The organism is Nesterenkonia aethiopica (genome assembly GCF_039534665.1).
Taxonomy (GTDB): domain Bacteria; phylum Actinomycetota; class Actinomycetes; order Actinomycetales; family Micrococcaceae; genus Nesterenkonia; species Nesterenkonia aethiopica.
The window spans coordinates 39,420-55,346 of the sequence record NZ_BAAAVT010000006.1 but is presented as its reverse complement, the minus strand read 5'-3'; the positions used below and the strand labels follow the sequence as shown (position 1 = coordinate 55,346).

Here is a 15,927-nt window from a genome sequence, read left to right as displayed (position 1 = left end):
CCAGCTTCTCACAGCCCCGTGTCGCGCGGATCCTGCTCCGGGGGAACCTCGACCCCGTGACGCAGGGCGTCGGCCGCGGTGTCGACGTCGACCCCCAACCCGTCAGGCAGCCTCGGGCCCGGCGCCCCCTCCTCCCCGGGAGCCGAGGCGCCGCCGTCGGGCGTCAGGTTCCCGGAGGAGATCCCGTCGAGCAGCCAGCGCACCGGGCGCCCCACCTCCTCCCCGGGCACCAGGGAGAGCACACGACGCCGCAGGGCGCCCGCCTCCACCGCGGCGGTGAGCATCTGCGCCCTCCCCTCGGCATCGCGGGGGATGAGCGCCCCGTCATCCGGAAGCCGGGCGAGCAGCCAGTCCAGCACGGCATCGGGATCGAGCGTGTCGACGGCGAGCAGCAGCAGATGCCGAGGCCACGGGACGGCCTCGAGCGCACGGACCCCGGCGCACACCGCCGCGGCGGGACCGGAGTACGGCGGGTCCTCTCGGGTGAGCCGCACCCCAGGAGGCAGGTGAGGGCGCAGGCTCGGCGTGCCGACGACCACGGCAGGGATGTCCCGCCGCCCCAGCGCCTCCGCCCAGCAGGTGATCAGCGGAACGCCGTCGCGGGTCAGCAGGCCCTTCTCGACGCCGCCGAGGCGGCTTCCGCGTCCGCCCGCCAGCAGCACCGCCGCCACGGACGGGCCGGGCGCTTCGCCCCCCGGCGCAGAGGAGTCGGGAGGCTCCGGCGAAGGCGCTGACTCAGGACCGGACTCAGGCTGCATGGTCCAGGAAGGGGACCCACAGCTCGTGCGGCGCATCCAGCTCATGAGGCATCCAGGCATGGTGCAGCGGCGGCTGAGGGGTCGTGTCGAGCGACCAGCCGAGCTCGTCCAGCGTCTTGTCCCCCTTGCGGACATTGCAGGGCCCGCAGCAGGCCACGAGGTTCTCCCAGGTGGAGTTCCCTCCTCGGGATCGTGGAATCACATGGTCGACCGTCGCCGCAGGACGTGAGCAGTAGGCGCAGCGGCGTTGGTCCCGGCGCAGGACGCCGCGGCGCGAGGGCGAGCTGGGACGACGTCGGACCACCCGGACGTAGCGGTGCAGCAGGATCACGGCCGGCCGGGGCATCAGAGTGGAGGGCGAAGAGATCGGTGTGCCGTCCTCCGCCAGAATGCTGGCCTTGCCGTGCATCACCAGCACGGCGGCACGTCGGGAGGACACGACGCTCAGCGGCTCGTAGCCGGCGTTGAGCACCAGTGTGCGCATCGCGAACCCTCCGTACCTCTCATGGCAGTACGGTTCGGCGCCGGGCGGCGCCGTTCCGCGCCTGTACAGCCCTCAATATAGACGCTGAAGCGCTGAGATGGCACCACATGACACAGATCACACCCGGTCAGCGCGCCATGGGCCTGCAGAGCCTGCCGTTCGACCTCGGAGGCGTCAGGAGACAGAACGAGCCGCGGCCGCGCTCCGATAAGACTCGGGGCGCGGCCGCGGCTCGTGTGCGGATCGTCCGGGATCAGCGCAGGGTCAGGTACCCCACGTGCGAGTTGCCCGGGCGAGTCTCGTAGCTGTAGAGCAGCGTGCCGGAGTTCGGGTTCTGGGCACCGATGAACTGGCCGTTGCCGACGTAGATGGCCACGTGGCTGCCGCCGTTCTGGATGACCAGGTCACCCGGCTGCGGGTTGTCGGTGGAACGGAACTGGCCCGAACCCCGGATCGCCGCAGTGCTGGACGGGATGCTGTAGCCGGCCTGGGCATAGGCCCAGGACACGAAGCCGGAGCAGTCCCAGCCGCCCGGGCCCTTGCCGCCCCACACGTAGGGGGTGCCGACTCCGGAGTACGCCGCGGAGACGACGCCGCCCAGCGAGCCGGAGGACTGCTCCTGCGGAGCCTCCTCCTGAGCCGAGGCCAACTCGACCTCGGCACTCGCCTCCTGGGAGGACTCCTGCGACTCGGTCTGAGCCTGCTCCTGGCTCTCCTCCTGCTGGGGAGCCTCCTGCTGCTGGGTCTCCTGCTGGGGCGCTTCCTGCTGCGGGGCCTGCTGCTGAGTCTCCTGCTGCGCGGGCTCCTCAGCCTGCTGCGGGCTCAGCTCGGCGACGCGGGCCGCGAGGGCGCCGTGGTCCAGCACGCCGTTCTCGTCGACGAAGGTGCCGTCGGCGAAGAGCTGCTCGAAGAGGGCCTCAGCCGAGACGCCCTCCAGCTCAGCAAGCTGCTCGACCAGGCCGCGGGTGCCCGGCAGGTAGTCGTGGAGCGTGTGGCTCAGCGCCACGGACTGAGTCTCGGTCTCAGGCTCGGGCGTCGGCTCCGGAGCGCTCTCCGAGCCCACCGACGGGCGGTCGAACGTCAGGTCGACGCTCGGCGACGCGGTGACCGTGACGGCCGTGTTGTTGCTGGCACGCTCCACGGTCAGATCCGACTGGGACACCTGCAGCGTGGTGACCTCACGGCCGTCGTTCACCGAGGCGGAGCCCACACCTGCATTGGCGGCGGCACCCGTGGAGACCACGAGGCCGGTGGCTGCGACGGCAACTGCTGCGCCACGGCCGAGAGTGCCGGCGTTGTGGACCACAGCACGCGCCAGAGACGCCTGATGGCGCCGGTCACGGCGCGAGACGATCGTCATGTTGTCAGTCACTTTGATGAAAACCTCTCCCTGTGTCGGCGGGGCCTGCCTGCGTGGAGCACGAAGCCCGGGAAGCTTCCAACTCCAGGTCCATGCATGACCGCGTGCCCCGCCCTCTGCCATGCGGTAGTTGTCGAACGGCTCCGGTCGGCGGCAGAGAAGCAAGACCGACCTGAGGCGCACCGGGCATTCGGACAGCCGCCCGGGCACACCCCGACGCTATAACAGTTCGGCGCGAATGTCACGCTCAGGTCACGACGACCCCCGCGAAGATCACGACTCGACCACACGTCCACCCCCTCCTCCGCCCCCACCGCCGGAGGATCACTGCAGGTCAGATGGATGCCGAAGGCCTCCTGGGTCGGCGGGGACGAATGGTCACAGTCCGTGACATATTCGCCCCATGGCGCGTGACACTCTCGTGATGAGAGTCGTCGTCCGGGGGCTCAGAAGGCTTCAGCGGGCGACCACGAAGATGTGCTGGGCGACCTCGAGGGGTATCTCCACCTCGAGGGCGTCCACGTCGTCGTGAGACACCGTCAGCGTCACATAGGCCTGGTCCACCTCCCCCACATCGACCGCAGCTCCGGGGCGCAGCCCGGCCTCGAGCAGCTGCTCGAGGACCTCAGGCTCCACCTGGATGGACTCTGCCAGGCGTTGGACCCTCCAGGACGAGGGGGCCTCCCCGTCCGCCACACGGTCCTCCGCGGCACGCCTCAACGTCACCAGGCCCTGGGCGGACGCGGCCCGGCCCGCGACCCCCAGCTTCTCCAGCCCGGGGATCGGGTTCCCATAGGGGGACTCGACGGGGTCATCGAGGATCTCCACCAGGCGCCGCTCCACACGCTCACTCATCACGTGCTCCCAGCGGCAGGCCTCCTCATGGATGTAGGGCCAGTCCAGGCCGATGACGTCGGAGAGGAGACGCTCGGCCAGACGGTGCTTGCGCATGACCTGCACGGCCAGCTCCCGGCCGGCCTCTGTCAGCTCCAGATGACGGTCCTCCGCGAGCACCAGGAGCCCGTCCCGCTCCAGCCGGGCCACCGTCTGCGAGACCGTGGGCCCTGAGTGCTCGAGCCGCTCGGCGATGCGCGCCCGCAGCGGAACGATGCCCTCCTCCTCCAGGTCCAGGATGGTGCGAAGGTACATCTCAGTGGTGTCGATGAGATCCGTCAACGATGACTCTCTTTCCTCTGCCCGGCCGCAGGGGAGGCCTCCGCACTTGGTAACGTGATGCTCGGCGTCCCCACACCACCCCAGCATAGTGGCTGCCCCTGTCACAGGTGTCGACGACATGGTCCTGTCCGCCCCTGTCACAGTCGCCGCGTCGCAGCCGCCATGCGTCCGAGAAGTCGAGGAGATCCTCCATGTCCGCTGACCGCGTGACCATCCCCGCCGAGCTGCTCCCCGCCGACGGCCGATTCGGCGCCGGACCCTCGAAGGTCCGGCCCGAGCAGATCGCGGCGCTCACCGCGGCTGGCCGCGACCTGCTGGGCACCTCCCACCGCCAGGCCCCGGTGAAGAACCTGGTGGGCCGGCTCCGGGAGGGCGTCTCCCAGCTCTTCCAGGTGCCTCAGGGGTACGAAGTGATCCTCGGCCTCGGCGGATCCACGGCCTTCTGGGACGTGGCGAGCTTCGGCCTCGTGGAGACCCGCGCCCAGCACCTGTCCTTCGGCGAGTTCGGCGCCAAGTTCGCCAAGGCCACCGACAAGGCCCCGCACCTGGGGGCCTCCTCGATCCTCACCGCGGAGCCGGGCACCCGCCCGGAGCCCTCCGCCGAGGCCGGCGTCGACGTCTACGCCTGGCCGCACAACGAGACCTCCACCGGCGTTGCCGCCCCGGTGCGTCGTGTCGCCGGCGCCGACGAGGGCGCGCTGGTCCTCGTCGACGGGACGTCGGCGGCCGGAGGACTGGCCGTGGACGTCGCCCAGACGGACGCCTACTATTTCGGCCCACAGAAGAACTTCGCCTCCGACGGAGGGCTCTGGCTGGCGATCATGTCCCCCGCAGCCCTGGAGCGGGCCGAGCGGATCGCCGCCGACCGCTGGATCCCGGACTTCCTGAGCCTGACCACCGCGATCGACAACTCGCGCAAGGACCAGACCTACAACACCCCCGCCCTGGCCACCCTGGTGACGCTGGCCGAGCAGATCGACTGGCTCAACGGCGCCGGCGGCCTGGACTTCGCCGCGACCCGCACCGCCGACTCGGCCCAGCGGGTCTACTCCTGGGCGGAAGCCCACAGCCTGGCGACCCCGTTCGTCCAGCGGCCTGAAGACCGCTCGAACGTCATCGTCACCGTGGACTTCGACGACTCGGTGGACGCCGCCGAGGTCGCGGCGACACTGCGCGCCAACGGCGTGGTCGACGTCGAGCCCTACCGCAAGCTGGGGCGGAACCAGCTGCGCATCGCCACCTTCGTGGCCATCGAGCCCGACGACGTCTCTCAGCTGCTGCGCTCGATCGACCACGTGCTGGAGCATCTCACCGGCTGAGTCCACCGGATGGGCTCGCCCGCCCGATCCGGCTTTCCCCTGCAGGCCCCCGGGCCGCCGGGATCACTGGACGATCGGTCTGCCCACGCGTGAGGGGCCCGGACACCGTGTCGACACGGCGTCCGGGCCCCTCCCGCGTCCGGGCCTGCGGGCATCAGCCTCCGGCGGATTCGGCGGCCGCCGCCTCCGCGGCGGCGAGCTCCTTCTTCTCCTGCTCATCCATACGCTCCGCCCACGGGACCCACGCCGGCGCGAGCAGCGCATCATCACCGGGGAGCAGCCCCAGCTCGCAGACGGTGACCTTCTTCGCCCGCGGGGCGCGGGCCACGGTCACGTACCACTGCCAGCCGTGGTAGCCGGGGCGGTCGGCGGCGAAGCGATGGGTGTGCAGCCGGTCCTCCTCCGCGGTGACGGAGAGATGCTCACCGACCTGCTCATCCGGGGCGATCTCGCGCAGGGCCTCGCGGGCGAGGTCGACGGCCTCGCTGAGCACGGCATCCTTCTTCGGCATGATGACCTCCGGAATGGGGTAGACGGGCGGATCAGGCGTCGAAGTCGTCGGCCACGCGCCGGAGCAGCGCGGCGATCTTCTTCGACTGGGCGGACTGCGGGTAGCGCCCCTTGCGGAGGCCTCCGGTGGTGGAGTCCAGGAGGTTGACCAGATCCTGGACCACCGAGGCCATCTCCTCAGCAGGCTTGCGGGTGGCGCGCACCACCGAGGGACCTTCGTCCAGGATGCGCACCGACAGCGCCTGCTTGCCGCGGCGGCCGTCGGCGATGCCGTACTCCATGCGGGTGCCGGTCTTCACGTTCGAGACGCCGGCGGGCAGCGCCGAGGAGTGCAGGAACACCTCCTGCCCGTCGTCGGAGGTCAGAAATCCGAAGCCCTTCTCGGCGTCGAACCACTTCACTTTCCCGGTTGGCACGTTCCTCTACCTCGTCCTCGAATAGGTCTGGATCACTGGGGTCGAGGCGCGGAAGCCCGTCAGCGTCCGGGCTTCCTGCCCGGTGCCGCCGAGCCGCTTCGGCACCGTCCGGCGCCCGCCACACCGGCTCACGCGTCATCTCGACTGCCTTCCAGAGTACCTGGGGCGCGCGGTCGGGATAGAATCGGCACCATGTCCACCACCTCCGCCCCTGCGGCCTCGCGGGCCGTCCTGCTCCTGGGCGTGATCATCACCGCCGCGTCCGCCGTGGCGCTAGCGCTGATCCTGGGACTGTACTTCGCCGACGCCGAGCCGCACCCCGGCCTGTACTTCACGGCCCTCTGGGGATTCCCCCTGGGCTTCACCCTGATGGTCGTCCACCTGCTCGAGTCGATGCGTCGGCGTCGACGCCGCGCCGCGACCTCCTGAGGATGCAGCCGACGCTCCTCGGACTCGCCGCCCTGGCCCGGCGCCTCTCCTCGCGCGACGACGACGCCGTCGCCGCCCTGCTGCGGTCCCGCCCCGACCTGGTGCATCCCTCCCCCGGAGACTTCACCGGGCTGGCGGTGCGCGCCCAGTCGGACATGAGCCTGCGGCACTGCCTGCAGCGACTCGACGCCGGCGCCTTCGCCGTCCTCGCCGCCGCCACCGCCGGCCGGCCGCTGACGGGCCTGACCGAGGACGCCCTGGACCCGGTGCTGAGCCGCCTGGCACGGCTCGGCCTGATCTTCGCCCCCGACGACCGCCCCGCGGCGTCCTCCGCGCCCACGGCCGCCGACGCCGCCGCGGGACGACTGGCGGTCCCGGGAAGCCTGCCGGCGGTCTTGGCCGGGCTGAACCTCGAGCTCACCTCCGCTGACACCGACGCCGCCCTGACTCCACCCGGCGCCTCCCCGGCGCGCGGCCCGGCCGCCCTGGTGCGCAACGCCGCGCTGGCGGCCGTGGCGGAGCTGCTCGCCGACGTCGGTGACCTGCTCACGGTGCTCGAAGAGACCCCGGCAGCCGTGCTGCGCACCGGCGGGGTCGGCATGCGGGAGCTGCGGCGCCTGACCGGCGAGCGCAGCGGGGCCTCCCGGCCCTCCGACGCGGACGTCGGAGAGACCGGCTGGCTCCTGGAGCTCGCCGCGGCGGCGGGCCTGGTGGCGCTCGACGTGGACTCCGACCGGTGGCGGACCACCCCTGCGGCACGACGCTGGCGGCGGGCCCCACGGCATCGTCAGCATCAGCTGCTGGTCTCGGGGTGGCTGCTGGCCCCGCGGTCGCCCCTGCTGCTGCGCAGCCCGCATCCCACGGCCCGGCTGGCGCCCGCCCTCACGCCGGATCGTCAGCGCGGCGACGCCCCCGCGCTGCGCGCCCGCCTGCTGGGCACCGCCGCCGCGCTGGGGGCGGAGCTGGCCGAGCACCTGGGCCGCTCCGCCGCGCCGGCCCTGTACCACCTGCAGCTTCCCGACGACCAGGAGCCGGGCCCTGAGGCGCTGACCGGGACGCTGCCGGATCGCATGACGTGGGACCGGCCCGTCCTGCTGGCCCGGGTGGGTCAGGTGCTGCCACCGATGGTCCGTGAGGCCGAGCGCCTGGGACTGCTGGCCATGGGGACCCTCACCGAGGTGGGGCGGCTGCTCGCGCCCGAGACGCCCGCCGTGCCCGGCCGCGGGGAAGACCACCGCCCGGACGCCGGCTCAGCCTCCGCCGGACTGGCCGAACGGCTGGCGCGCACTGCCGACCATCTCGCCGAGGCGCTGCCGCCGCAGGTCGACCAGATTCACGTGCAGTCCGACCTCACCGCCGTCGCGGTGGGCGCCCTGGCTCCGGAGGTCTCCGCCGGGCTGGAGGCGATCGCACAGAAGGAGACCCGCGGCGGTGTGCCGACCTTCCGCTTCACGGCCGCCTCGCTGCGCCGCGGCATCTCGGCCGGCTGGACCGCCGAGAGGATCCGCGAGTTCCTCGCCGCGCACAGTCTGGCCGAGATCCCGTCGTCGTTGGCCACGCTGATCGACGACGCCGCCCGCACCTGGCAGGGGGTGACGATCGGCGCGGCCTCCAGCTGGCTGATCGAGCGGGATCCTGCGCGTCGTGCCACGCTGCTGCAGCACCCGATCCTGCGGAGCCTGGGCCTGCGGGAGCTCACCACCGAGGTCCTGGTCTGCGACGTCGACGCCGAGCGTCTGGCCCGCGCCCTGGCGGAGGCCGGGGTGGAGTCGCGCAGGGCCGAGGAGCCGGGTCGCGACGCCGCCCATGCGACGACACCCACCGGTTCCCGTCGGGAGGCGGAGCTGGCCGAGACCGCCGAGGCCTGGACCCTGCCGCAGTCGCCCTGGCAGCAGTCCCCGGTGCGGACGCTCTCCGCGCAGCAGGCCGATCCGCAGCTGGTCTCCCGCACCCTCGCCGGCCTGCGGGCCGGGGCCGGAGCCCGCGCCGGGGCCTCGATCGCCGGCGACGCAGACCCCGACCAGGACGCCGTCGCCGCCGAGGCCACGAGCCCCGTGGGCGGCACGGACGTGATGGGGCTGCTGCGCACCGCAGTGAGGTCACGGCAGCCGGTGTGGCTGCGCCGGGTCGACGCCGAGGGTCGCGAGCACACGCTCTCCGGACTGCCGACGGCGCTCAACGCCGGACGGGTGCGGATCCGCCAGCTCGCCGGGGAGGACGAATCGGTGCTGCTGGTCCACCGGATCACCGCGGTCCGGCTGCTGGATGAGACCGGGGACGAGACGCCCGAGAAGCCTGGGGAGGGAGCCGCGCCATGACCGGACCGCTGATCGTGCAGTCGGACAAGACGGTCCTGCTGGAGGTGGACCACGAGCAGGCCGACGCCGCACGCCGAGGCGTGGCCGCGTTCGCCGACCTGGAGCGCGCCCCCGAGCACGTCCACACGTACCGGATCACCCCTCTGGGCCTCTGGAACGCCCGCGCGGCCGGGATCGACGCGGAGACCGTGGTGGACACCCTCCTGGAGTTCTCCCGCTTCCCGGTCCCCCACTCGCTGCTGGTGGACATCGCTGAGACCATGGACCGCTACGGCCGGATCCGCCTGGAGAAGGACCCGCAGCATGGTCTGGTGCTGCGCGGTGAGGAGCCGGCGATCGTCGAGGAGGTCTGCGGCGCGCGGACGGTCGCCCCGCTGCTCGGGCCGCAGATCGACGACGCCACGGTGGCCGTGCACGGGCAGGCCCGCGGGGAGCTCAAGCAGGAGCTGGTGCGACTGGGCTGGCCGGCCGAGGACCTGGCCGGGTTCGTCGACGGCACCGCCCACCCCATCGCGCTGCGGCGGGAGGACTGGGCGCTGCGTCCCTATCAGAAGGAGGCGGTGGACAGCTTCTGGGCGGCGGGCTCCGGCGTCGTCGTGCTGCCCTGCGGGGCGGGCAAGACTCTGGTGGGCGCCGGGGTGATGGCCACTTCTGCGACTATCACGCTGATCCTGGTCAACTCCACGCTCTCGGCCCGGCAGTGGAAGGACGAGCTGCTGCGCCGCACCTCGCTGCAGGAGGACGAGATCGGCGAGTACTCCGGGGACCGCAAAGAGGTCCGCCCGGTCACGATCGCCACCTACCAGGTGCTGGCGGTGCGCCGCGGCGAGCTCTATCCGCATCTGGAGCTGCTGGATCAGCACGACTGGGGGTTGATCATCTATGACGAGGTCCATCTGCTGCCCGCCCCGATCTTCCGCCGGACGGCGGACCTGCAGGCCCGCCGTCGGCTGGGGCTGACCGCCACTCTGATCCGGGAGGACGGCCGGGAGCGGGAGGTGTTCTCGCTGATCGGGCCGAAACGCTACGACACCCCGTGGAAGCAGATGGAGGCCCAAGGGTGGATCGCTCCGGCCCAGTGTGTGGAGATCCGGGTGGACCTGCCTCGGGGAGAGCGGATGGACTATGCCTCCGCCACCGATCGCGAGAGGCATCGGCTGGCCGCGGGCACCGCGGCCAAGGACGACGTCGTCGCACGCCTGGTGGCCCGCCATCGGCACCGCGGCGAGCGGATCCTGGTGATCGGGCAGTTCGTGGAGCAGCTGGAGTCCCTCGGGGAGCGGCTGGGTGCGCCGGTGCTGACGGGATCGACGTCGACGGCGCAGCGGCAGCGCCGGTTCGACCAGTTCCGCTCCGGGGAGCTGGATGTGTTGGTCGTCTCCAAGATCGCGAACTTCTCCATCGATCTGCCGCAGGCTTCGGTGGCGATCCAGGTCTCCGGGACGTTCGGCTCGCGGCAGGAGGAGGCCCAGCGGCTGGGCCGGCTGCTCCGCCCGGGCGGGGGCGATGAGACGAAGCGGGCGCACTTCTACTCGATCGTCGCCCGGGACACCGTGGACATGGACTTTGCGGCCAAGCGGCAGCGGTTCCTGTCCGAGCAGGGCTACGGGTACACCATCCTGGACGGCTCCGATGTGGTCTGAGCGTGACACTGTCTCCGACCCGCTGCGCAGGCGGAGCCCGGCAGACCCTTACTGGGCGCACAGGACACATCCAGCTGACTCCCAGACAACGGAGGGACACTGGCGCCGTGACTGAGAAGACTGCCGAAGCCAAGCTGCTCGTCGTCGACGACGAGCCCAACATCCGCGAGCTGCTCGCCACCTCCCTGCGTTTCGCCGGGTTCGAGGTCGCCGCGGCCTCGAACGGGCGCGAGGCGCTGGACACGGCCGAGGAGTTCCAACCCGATCTGGCCGTGCTGGACGTCATGCTCCCCGACATGGACGGCTTCACGGTGACCCGGCGGCTGCGCGCGGCCGGCAAGCACTTCCCGGTGCTGTTCCTCACCGCCCGCGACGACACGGACGACAAGATCACCGGCCTGACCGTCGGCGGCGACGACTACGTCACCAAGCCCTTCTCCCTGGACGAGGTCGTCGCCCGCATCCGGGCCGTGCTGCGTCGCACCGCGCCGTACCAGGACGAGGACGCCGTCATCGTGATCGACAACCTGGAGCTCGACGACGACGCCCACGAGGTGCGCCGCGACGGCGAGATGGTGGACCTCTCCCCCACCGAGTTCAAGCTGCTGCGGTACCTGATGATGAATCCGAACCGGGTGCTCTCCAAGCAGCAGATCCTGGACCACGTCTGGGAGTACAACTTCAACGGGGACGCCTCGATCGTAGAGTCCTACATCTCCTATCTGCGTCGCAAGATCGACTCCGGGGCCGAGGGCGCCCCGATGATCCAGACGAAGCGCGGCGTGGGCTACGTGCTGCAGACCTGGGAGCGGAGGCAGCGCTCCCAGGGGATGTCGCACTGAGCCCCCAGGCATGGCCTTCACACCGGTCCGTTCCGCCGCGCGCCGATGGCGCAGCGCCTCGCTGCGCACTCAGCTGGTCTTCATCATCTCGGGCCTGCTGCTCCTCACCCTGGCGGTGACGACCTTCGTCTCGGCGTCGCTGTTCCGTCAGGAGCTGCTGCGCAGCCTGGACGAGGACCTGTACACGAACCGGAACAACATCTCGATGTACCTCACCGAGATGGGATCGGACCCGGAGGATCGGGCGAACGCCTTGGCGATCCTGCGCTTCTACGGGGTGCTGCTCACGAATGACGGCCAGCCGATGGAGTACAGCGCCACCCACCGGCGTGTGGAGGGCCAGGACCTGCCGGAGATCCCTCCGCTGACGGCCGAGGACGTGCTCGCGCAGGCGGGCCAGTCCTTCGAGGTGCCCGGCACCGAAGAGGGTTCGCGCGGCTGGCGCGTGCAGGTCTACCGCCTCGAGTCCGGGGAGGCCTCGCTGGCGATCGCGCTGCCGCTGGAGGACGTGGACACCTCCGTGGAGCGCGCCACCTTCCTGGTGGCCACGATCGGCCTGCTGGCCACGCTCGGGGCCTCCACGATCGCCTATGCGGTGGTGACCCGCGCCTTCCGGCCGCTGTTCCGGGTGGAGAAGACCGCCGCGGCGATCGCCGGCGGGGACTTCTCCCAGCGCGTGGAGACCACCGCGCCGCCGGAGACCGAGATCGGCCGCCTGTCGAGCTCGTTGAACGTGATGCTGGAGCACATCGAGGAGGCCTTCCAGGCCAAGACCGCCTCGGAGCAGAAGATGCGCCAGTTCATCCAGGACGCCTCCCATGAGCTGCGCACCCCGCTGGTGACCATCCGCGGCTTCTCCGAGCTGTACCGGCAGGGCGGGGTCAGCGACAATCCGGAGGCCGTGGGCGCGGCGATGAGTCGCATTGAGTCCGAGGCCAAGCGGATGGGCCAGCTGGTGGAGGACATGCTCACCCTGGCCCGGCTGGACGAGCAGCGTCCGCTGCAGCTGGCCCCGGTGGACCTGAACCTGATCGCCCACGACACGGCCATGGATATGGGCGTCAACGCCCCGGACCGCACGGTGCAGGTGGTGGGGCTGCACGGCGGCTCGCCGGCGGCCGCCCCGGTGCTGGGGGACGAGGGCAAGATCCGCCAGATCGTCACCAACCTGGTGACCAACGCCCTGCGCTACACCCCTGAGGGATCCCCCATCGAGCTGGTGGTGGGTACGGAGTCCCTGGTGGCCGGGCGCACCGATTCCGTGCTGCAGGTCCGGGACCATGGGGAGGGGATCTCCGAGGAGGACGCCGCACGGATCTTCGAGCGCTTCTACCGAGCCGACAACTCCCGGGACCGGGGCACCGGCGGCACGGGCCTGGGACTGGCCATCGTCGCGGCCATCGCCGCCCAGCACGGCGGCACGGTCCGGCACCAGCAGACTCCGGGCGGCGGGGCCACGATGACCCTGCGGCTGCCGATGGTGGAGCCCAGCGATCAGTCCGACCACGAATCCGATGTGGAAGATCATGAGCTGGCGGAGCTGCAGGACGGTCCCGTTCCTCCACAGGGACGGTCCGACGGCGACGACACGCCCGGTTCCTCCACAGGCCGCTGATCCTCCGCGACGGCGACGGTCCGCTCCTCCTACTGTGGGGAGCGTCCCGCACATCGACGGAAGGAAGAGCCGATCATGGCAGTGCTGCAGATCGACACCGCGGACCTGATGGCCAAGTCCCAGACCGTGGAGTCCACCCTGACCCGCATCCAGACCGACGTGAACTCCATGGAGTCCCAGCTGCGCCAGCTGCAGGAGTCCTGGAAGGGCTCGGCCTCCACCGCGTTCCAGGAGGTGCTGACCCAGTGGCGCAGCACCCAGGTGCAGGTGGAGCAGTCGCTGGCCAGCGTCCGGCAGGCGATGGCCGCGGCCTCCTCGCAGTATGAGGAGACGGAGTCCGCGAACACCCGCATGTTCGGCCGCTGACGGGCGCGCCCCGGGCGGGCGCTGCGATTCCCCTGAGCATGACGAGAGCCCCGCAGGCTGATGCCTGCGGGGCTCTCGTGCTGCTCAGCGCGACGGGCCGGGCATGATCACATCATGCCGCCCATGCCGCCCATCGGGTCCATGCCCTCGGCGCCGGCGCCGCCGGCGTTCTTCTCGGGCTTGTCGGCCACGACGGCCTCAGTGGTGAGGAAGAGGCTGGCGATGGAGGCCGCGTTCTGCAATGCCGAACGGGTCACCTTCACCGGGTCGTTGACGCCGGCGGCCAGCAGGTCCTCGTACACGCCGGTGGCGGCGTTGAGACCGGTGCCGTCGGCCAGACCCTTGACCTTCTCGGCCACCACGCCGGGCTCGAGGCCAGCGTTGATGGCGATCTGCTTCAGCGGGGCCTCCACGGCGAACTTCACGATGTTCGCGCCGGTGGCCTCGTCGCCCTCCAGGGACAGGGACTGGAACGCCCGGGCGCCGGCCTGGATGAGAGCGGCGCCACCGCCGGCGACGATGCCCTCGTCCACGGCGGCCTTCGCGTTGCGCACGGCGTCCTCGATGCGGTGCTTGCGCTCCTTGAGCTCCACCTCGGTGGCAGCACCGGCCTTGATGACGGCCACGCCGCCGGCCAGCTTCGCCAGGCGCTCCTGCAGCTTCTCGCGGTCGTAGTCCGAGTCGCTGTTCTCGATCTCGGCCTTGATCTGGGAGACGCGGCCGGCGATCTCGTCGGCGTCGCCGGCGCCCTCGACGATGGTGGTCTCGTCCTTGGTGACCACGACCTTGCGGGCGGTGCCCAGCAGGTCCAGGGTGGCGTTCTCCAGCTTGAGTCCGACCTCCTCGGCGATGACCTGGCCACCGGTGAGGATGGCGATGTCGGCCAGCATGGCCTTGCGGCGGTCGCCGAAGCCGGGGGCCTTGACGGCCACGGACTTGAAGGTGCCCTTGAGCTTGTTGACCACCAGAGCGGCCAGGGCCTCACCCTCGACGTCCTCCGCGATGACCAGCAGCGGCTTGCCGGACTGCATGACCTGCTCCAGGACGCCGATGACGTCCTTGACCGAGGAGATCTTGGAGTTCGCGATCAGGATGTACGGGTCCTCGAGGACCGCTTCCTGACGCTCGGCGTCGGTGACGAAGTAGCCGGAGAGGTAGCCCTTGTCGAAGCGCATGCCCTCGGTGAGCTCGAGCTCCAGACCGAAGGTGTTGGACTCCTCGACGGTGATGACGCCTTCCTTGCCCACCTTGTCGAGCGCCTCGGCGATCAGCTCACCGATCTGGTTGTCGGCGGCGGAGATCGATGCGGTGGCGGCGATCTGCTCCTTGGTCTCGATCTCCTTGGCGGACTTGAAGAGCTCCTCGGTGACCGCCTCGACGGCCTTGTCGATGCCGCGCTTCAGGCCCATCGGGTCGGCACCGGCGGCCACGTTGCGCAGGCCCTCCTTGACGAGCGCCTGGGCCAGCACGGTGGCGGTAGTGGTGCCGTCACCGGCGACGTCGTCGGTCTTCTTGGCGACCTCCTTGACCAGCTCGGCGCCGATCTTCTCGTAGGGGTCCTCCAGCTCGATCTCCTTGGCGATCGAGACGCCGTCGTTGGTGATGGTGGGGGCGCCCCACTGCTTCTCCAGCACGACGTTGCGGCCGCGGGGGCCCAAGGTGACCTTGACGGCGTCGGCGAGGCTGTTCAGGCCCCGCTCGAGGCCCCGGCGGGCCTCTTCGTCGAATGCAATGGTCTTAGCCATATCGGCACGTGTCCTTCCTGGACTGCGGGTGATGATGATTCAGACGTGTTCGCGTCAATCGGGTCGAACCTTGAGAGGTGCCCGCGACGGACGGCCGCACCCCCGCGTCACCGGGGGCGCATGGTTTCGGTGGCCTCACCTGTTCAGGTTCATCCCACTCGCCGCCGCAGGAGGCTGCACCCGTCACCGGGCTGGCAGTCTCCGGGGGAGAGTGCTAGCTCAATTTTTAGCACTCTGTGCAGGCGAGTGCAAACCCCTGAGGTGAGCTCCCGCCTGCTGCTGCGCGGCTGATCTCACTCGGCGAAATCGCCGTCGACCACGACGGCCACCGAACTCCACGCGCTGTTCTCCTCCACCCGCTCGATGCCGAGATTCTGCCCCACGTCCTCGGCGTGCTCCTCGGAGCCCGCCGGGTAGAAGACCACGGGGGTCTCGACGTCGTCGTAGGTCCACTCGGCCACGTAGGTGACGTTGTAGCCCATCTCCTCCAGCGTGGCCGCAGCCTCAGATTCGGCGCCCTCGTAGCCCAGGACCTGCACGGCCGCCTCGGTGTCCGCGGCGGTGCCGGTGGGCTCCTCCTCGGCACCCTCCTCGCCGTCCTCGGCGGCGCCGTCCTCGGAACCCTCGTCCTCGCCGTCGGACTCCTCCTGGGCCTGGTCCTGATCGGAGGCCTCGGTGTCGCCGTCGCGGAGGGTGGGCAGCACGAAGTAACTGACGACGCCGACCGCCAGGGCCAGCACCGCGAGCAGCCCGATCCACTTCAGGCCCCCGCCCCGGGAGCCCGTGGAGGCCTCGGCCGGGGCACGGTGCTTGCCGGCCTCGCCCTGCTGATAGGGAGGGACGTCGTCGAACTCGTCGTGCGGGAACTTGCTCATGGTGTGGCGATCCTCAGGCTGTGCGCGGACTGCGGACGGACGGTGAGGCGGACCGGAGAGCCCGGCCCGCT

Annotated in this window: 15 protein-coding genes; 7 read left to right on the top strand and 8 right to left on the bottom strand. The window is 70.9% G+C overall.

The features are described 5' to 3' along the window. Positions 1 to 8: 8 nt before the first annotated feature. The 4 genes from ABD658_RS05540 to ABD658_RS05525 all read right to left on the bottom strand — a co-directional run bounded on the left by ABD658_RS05540 (position 9) and on the right by ABD658_RS05525 (position 3,778). A complete protein-coding gene (locus ABD658_RS05540; RefSeq protein WP_344682168.1) occupies positions 9 to 758 on the bottom strand; it encodes an NTP transferase domain-containing protein in 750 nt (249 codons plus the stop codon). Further along, positions 748 to 1,242, bottom strand: a complete 495-nt coding sequence (locus tag ABD658_RS05535) for an HNH endonuclease (protein WP_344682170.1) — start codon at positions 1,240 to 1,242, stop codon at positions 748 to 750. The genes ABD658_RS05540 and ABD658_RS05535 overlap by 11 nt, the downstream gene beginning before the upstream one ends. Before the next feature lie 253 nt (positions 1,243 to 1,495). Then, positions 1,496 to 2,614: a C40 family peptidase gene (locus ABD658_RS05530; protein ID WP_344682172.1), complete on the bottom strand. Its 1,119-nt coding sequence runs from the start codon at positions 2,612 to 2,614 to the stop codon at positions 1,496 to 1,498. A gap of 444 nt (positions 2,615 to 3,058) precedes the next feature. Next, positions 3,059 to 3,778, bottom strand: a complete 720-nt coding sequence (locus tag ABD658_RS05525; RefSeq protein ID WP_070160838.1) for an iron-dependent transcriptional repressor DtxR — start codon at positions 3,776 to 3,778, stop codon at positions 3,059 to 3,061. Between the two features lie 191 nt (positions 3,779 to 3,969). On the opposite strand from ABD658_RS05525, the gene serC reads away from it, so the two are divergent. Beyond that, a complete protein-coding gene (gene serC / locus ABD658_RS05520; RefSeq protein WP_344682174.1) occupies positions 3,970 to 5,097 on the top strand; it encodes a phosphoserine transaminase in 1,128 nt (375 codons plus the stop codon). 154 nt (positions 5,098 to 5,251) lie between these two features. Here serC and ABD658_RS05515 read toward each other — a convergent pair whose 3' ends face one another. Beyond that, positions 5,252 to 5,608 (bottom strand): DUF3027 domain-containing protein, encoded by a 357-nt coding sequence (locus tag ABD658_RS05515; protein WP_070160840.1) that lies wholly within the window; start codon positions 5,606 to 5,608, stop codon positions 5,252 to 5,254. A 31-nt stretch (positions 5,609 to 5,639) separates the two neighbouring features. Then, the gene (locus ABD658_RS05510; RefSeq protein WP_070160842.1) at positions 5,640 to 6,023 is read right to left on the bottom strand and encodes a cold-shock protein; all 384 of its coding nucleotides are present in this window, start codon (positions 6,021 to 6,023) and stop codon (positions 5,640 to 5,642) included. Positions 6,024 to 6,215: 192 nt separating this feature from the next. On the opposite strand from ABD658_RS05510, the gene ABD658_RS05505 reads away from it, so the two are divergent. From ABD658_RS05505 to ABD658_RS05480, 6 genes are all read left to right on the top strand, one after another. After that, positions 6,216 to 6,452, top strand: a complete 237-nt coding sequence (locus ABD658_RS05505) for a hypothetical protein (protein WP_344682178.1) — start codon at positions 6,216 to 6,218, stop codon at positions 6,450 to 6,452. 2 nt (positions 6,453 to 6,454) lie between these two features. Continuing rightward, a complete protein-coding gene (locus ABD658_RS05500; protein WP_344744047.1) occupies positions 6,455 to 8,770 on the top strand; it encodes a helicase-associated domain-containing protein in 2,316 nt (771 codons plus the stop codon). Next, positions 8,767 to 10,413: a DNA repair helicase XPB gene (locus ABD658_RS05495; protein ID WP_344684214.1), complete on the top strand. Its 1,647-nt coding sequence runs from the start codon at positions 8,767 to 8,769 to the stop codon at positions 10,411 to 10,413. Before ABD658_RS05500 ends, ABD658_RS05495 begins: the two co-directional genes overlap by 4 nt. 107 nt (positions 10,414 to 10,520) lie before the next feature. Then, positions 10,521 to 11,255, top strand: coding sequence for a response regulator transcription factor (locus tag ABD658_RS05490; RefSeq protein WP_070162346.1), 735 nt, complete (start codon positions 10,521 to 10,523; stop codon positions 11,253 to 11,255). A gap of 10 nt (positions 11,256 to 11,265) precedes the next feature. Next, positions 11,266 to 12,870 carry a sensor histidine kinase gene (locus tag ABD658_RS05485; protein WP_083277777.1) on the top strand — a complete coding sequence of 535 codons (1,605 nt, stop codon included), beginning with the start codon at positions 11,266 to 11,268 and terminating at the stop codon, positions 12,868 to 12,870. Positions 12,871 to 12,945: 75 nt separating this feature from the next. Next, positions 12,946 to 13,236, top strand: a complete 291-nt coding sequence (locus ABD658_RS05480; protein WP_070162348.1) for a WXG100 family type VII secretion target — start codon at positions 12,946 to 12,948, stop codon at positions 13,234 to 13,236. A gap of 107 nt (positions 13,237 to 13,343) precedes the next feature. Here ABD658_RS05480 and groL read toward each other — a convergent pair whose 3' ends face one another. Together groL and ABD658_RS05470 are read right to left on the bottom strand one after the other, a co-directional pair. Next, positions 13,344 to 14,981 (bottom strand): chaperonin GroEL, encoded by a 1,638-nt coding sequence (gene groL / locus ABD658_RS05475; protein ID WP_070162350.1) that lies wholly within the window; start codon positions 14,979 to 14,981, stop codon positions 13,344 to 13,346. 293 nt (positions 14,982 to 15,274) lie between these two features. Further along, on the bottom strand, positions 15,275 to 15,856 hold the full coding sequence (locus ABD658_RS05470; RefSeq protein WP_344684211.1) for a LytR C-terminal domain-containing protein: 582 nt from the start codon (positions 15,854 to 15,856) through the stop codon (positions 15,275 to 15,277). Between the last annotated feature and the right edge of the window lie 71 nt (positions 15,857 to 15,927).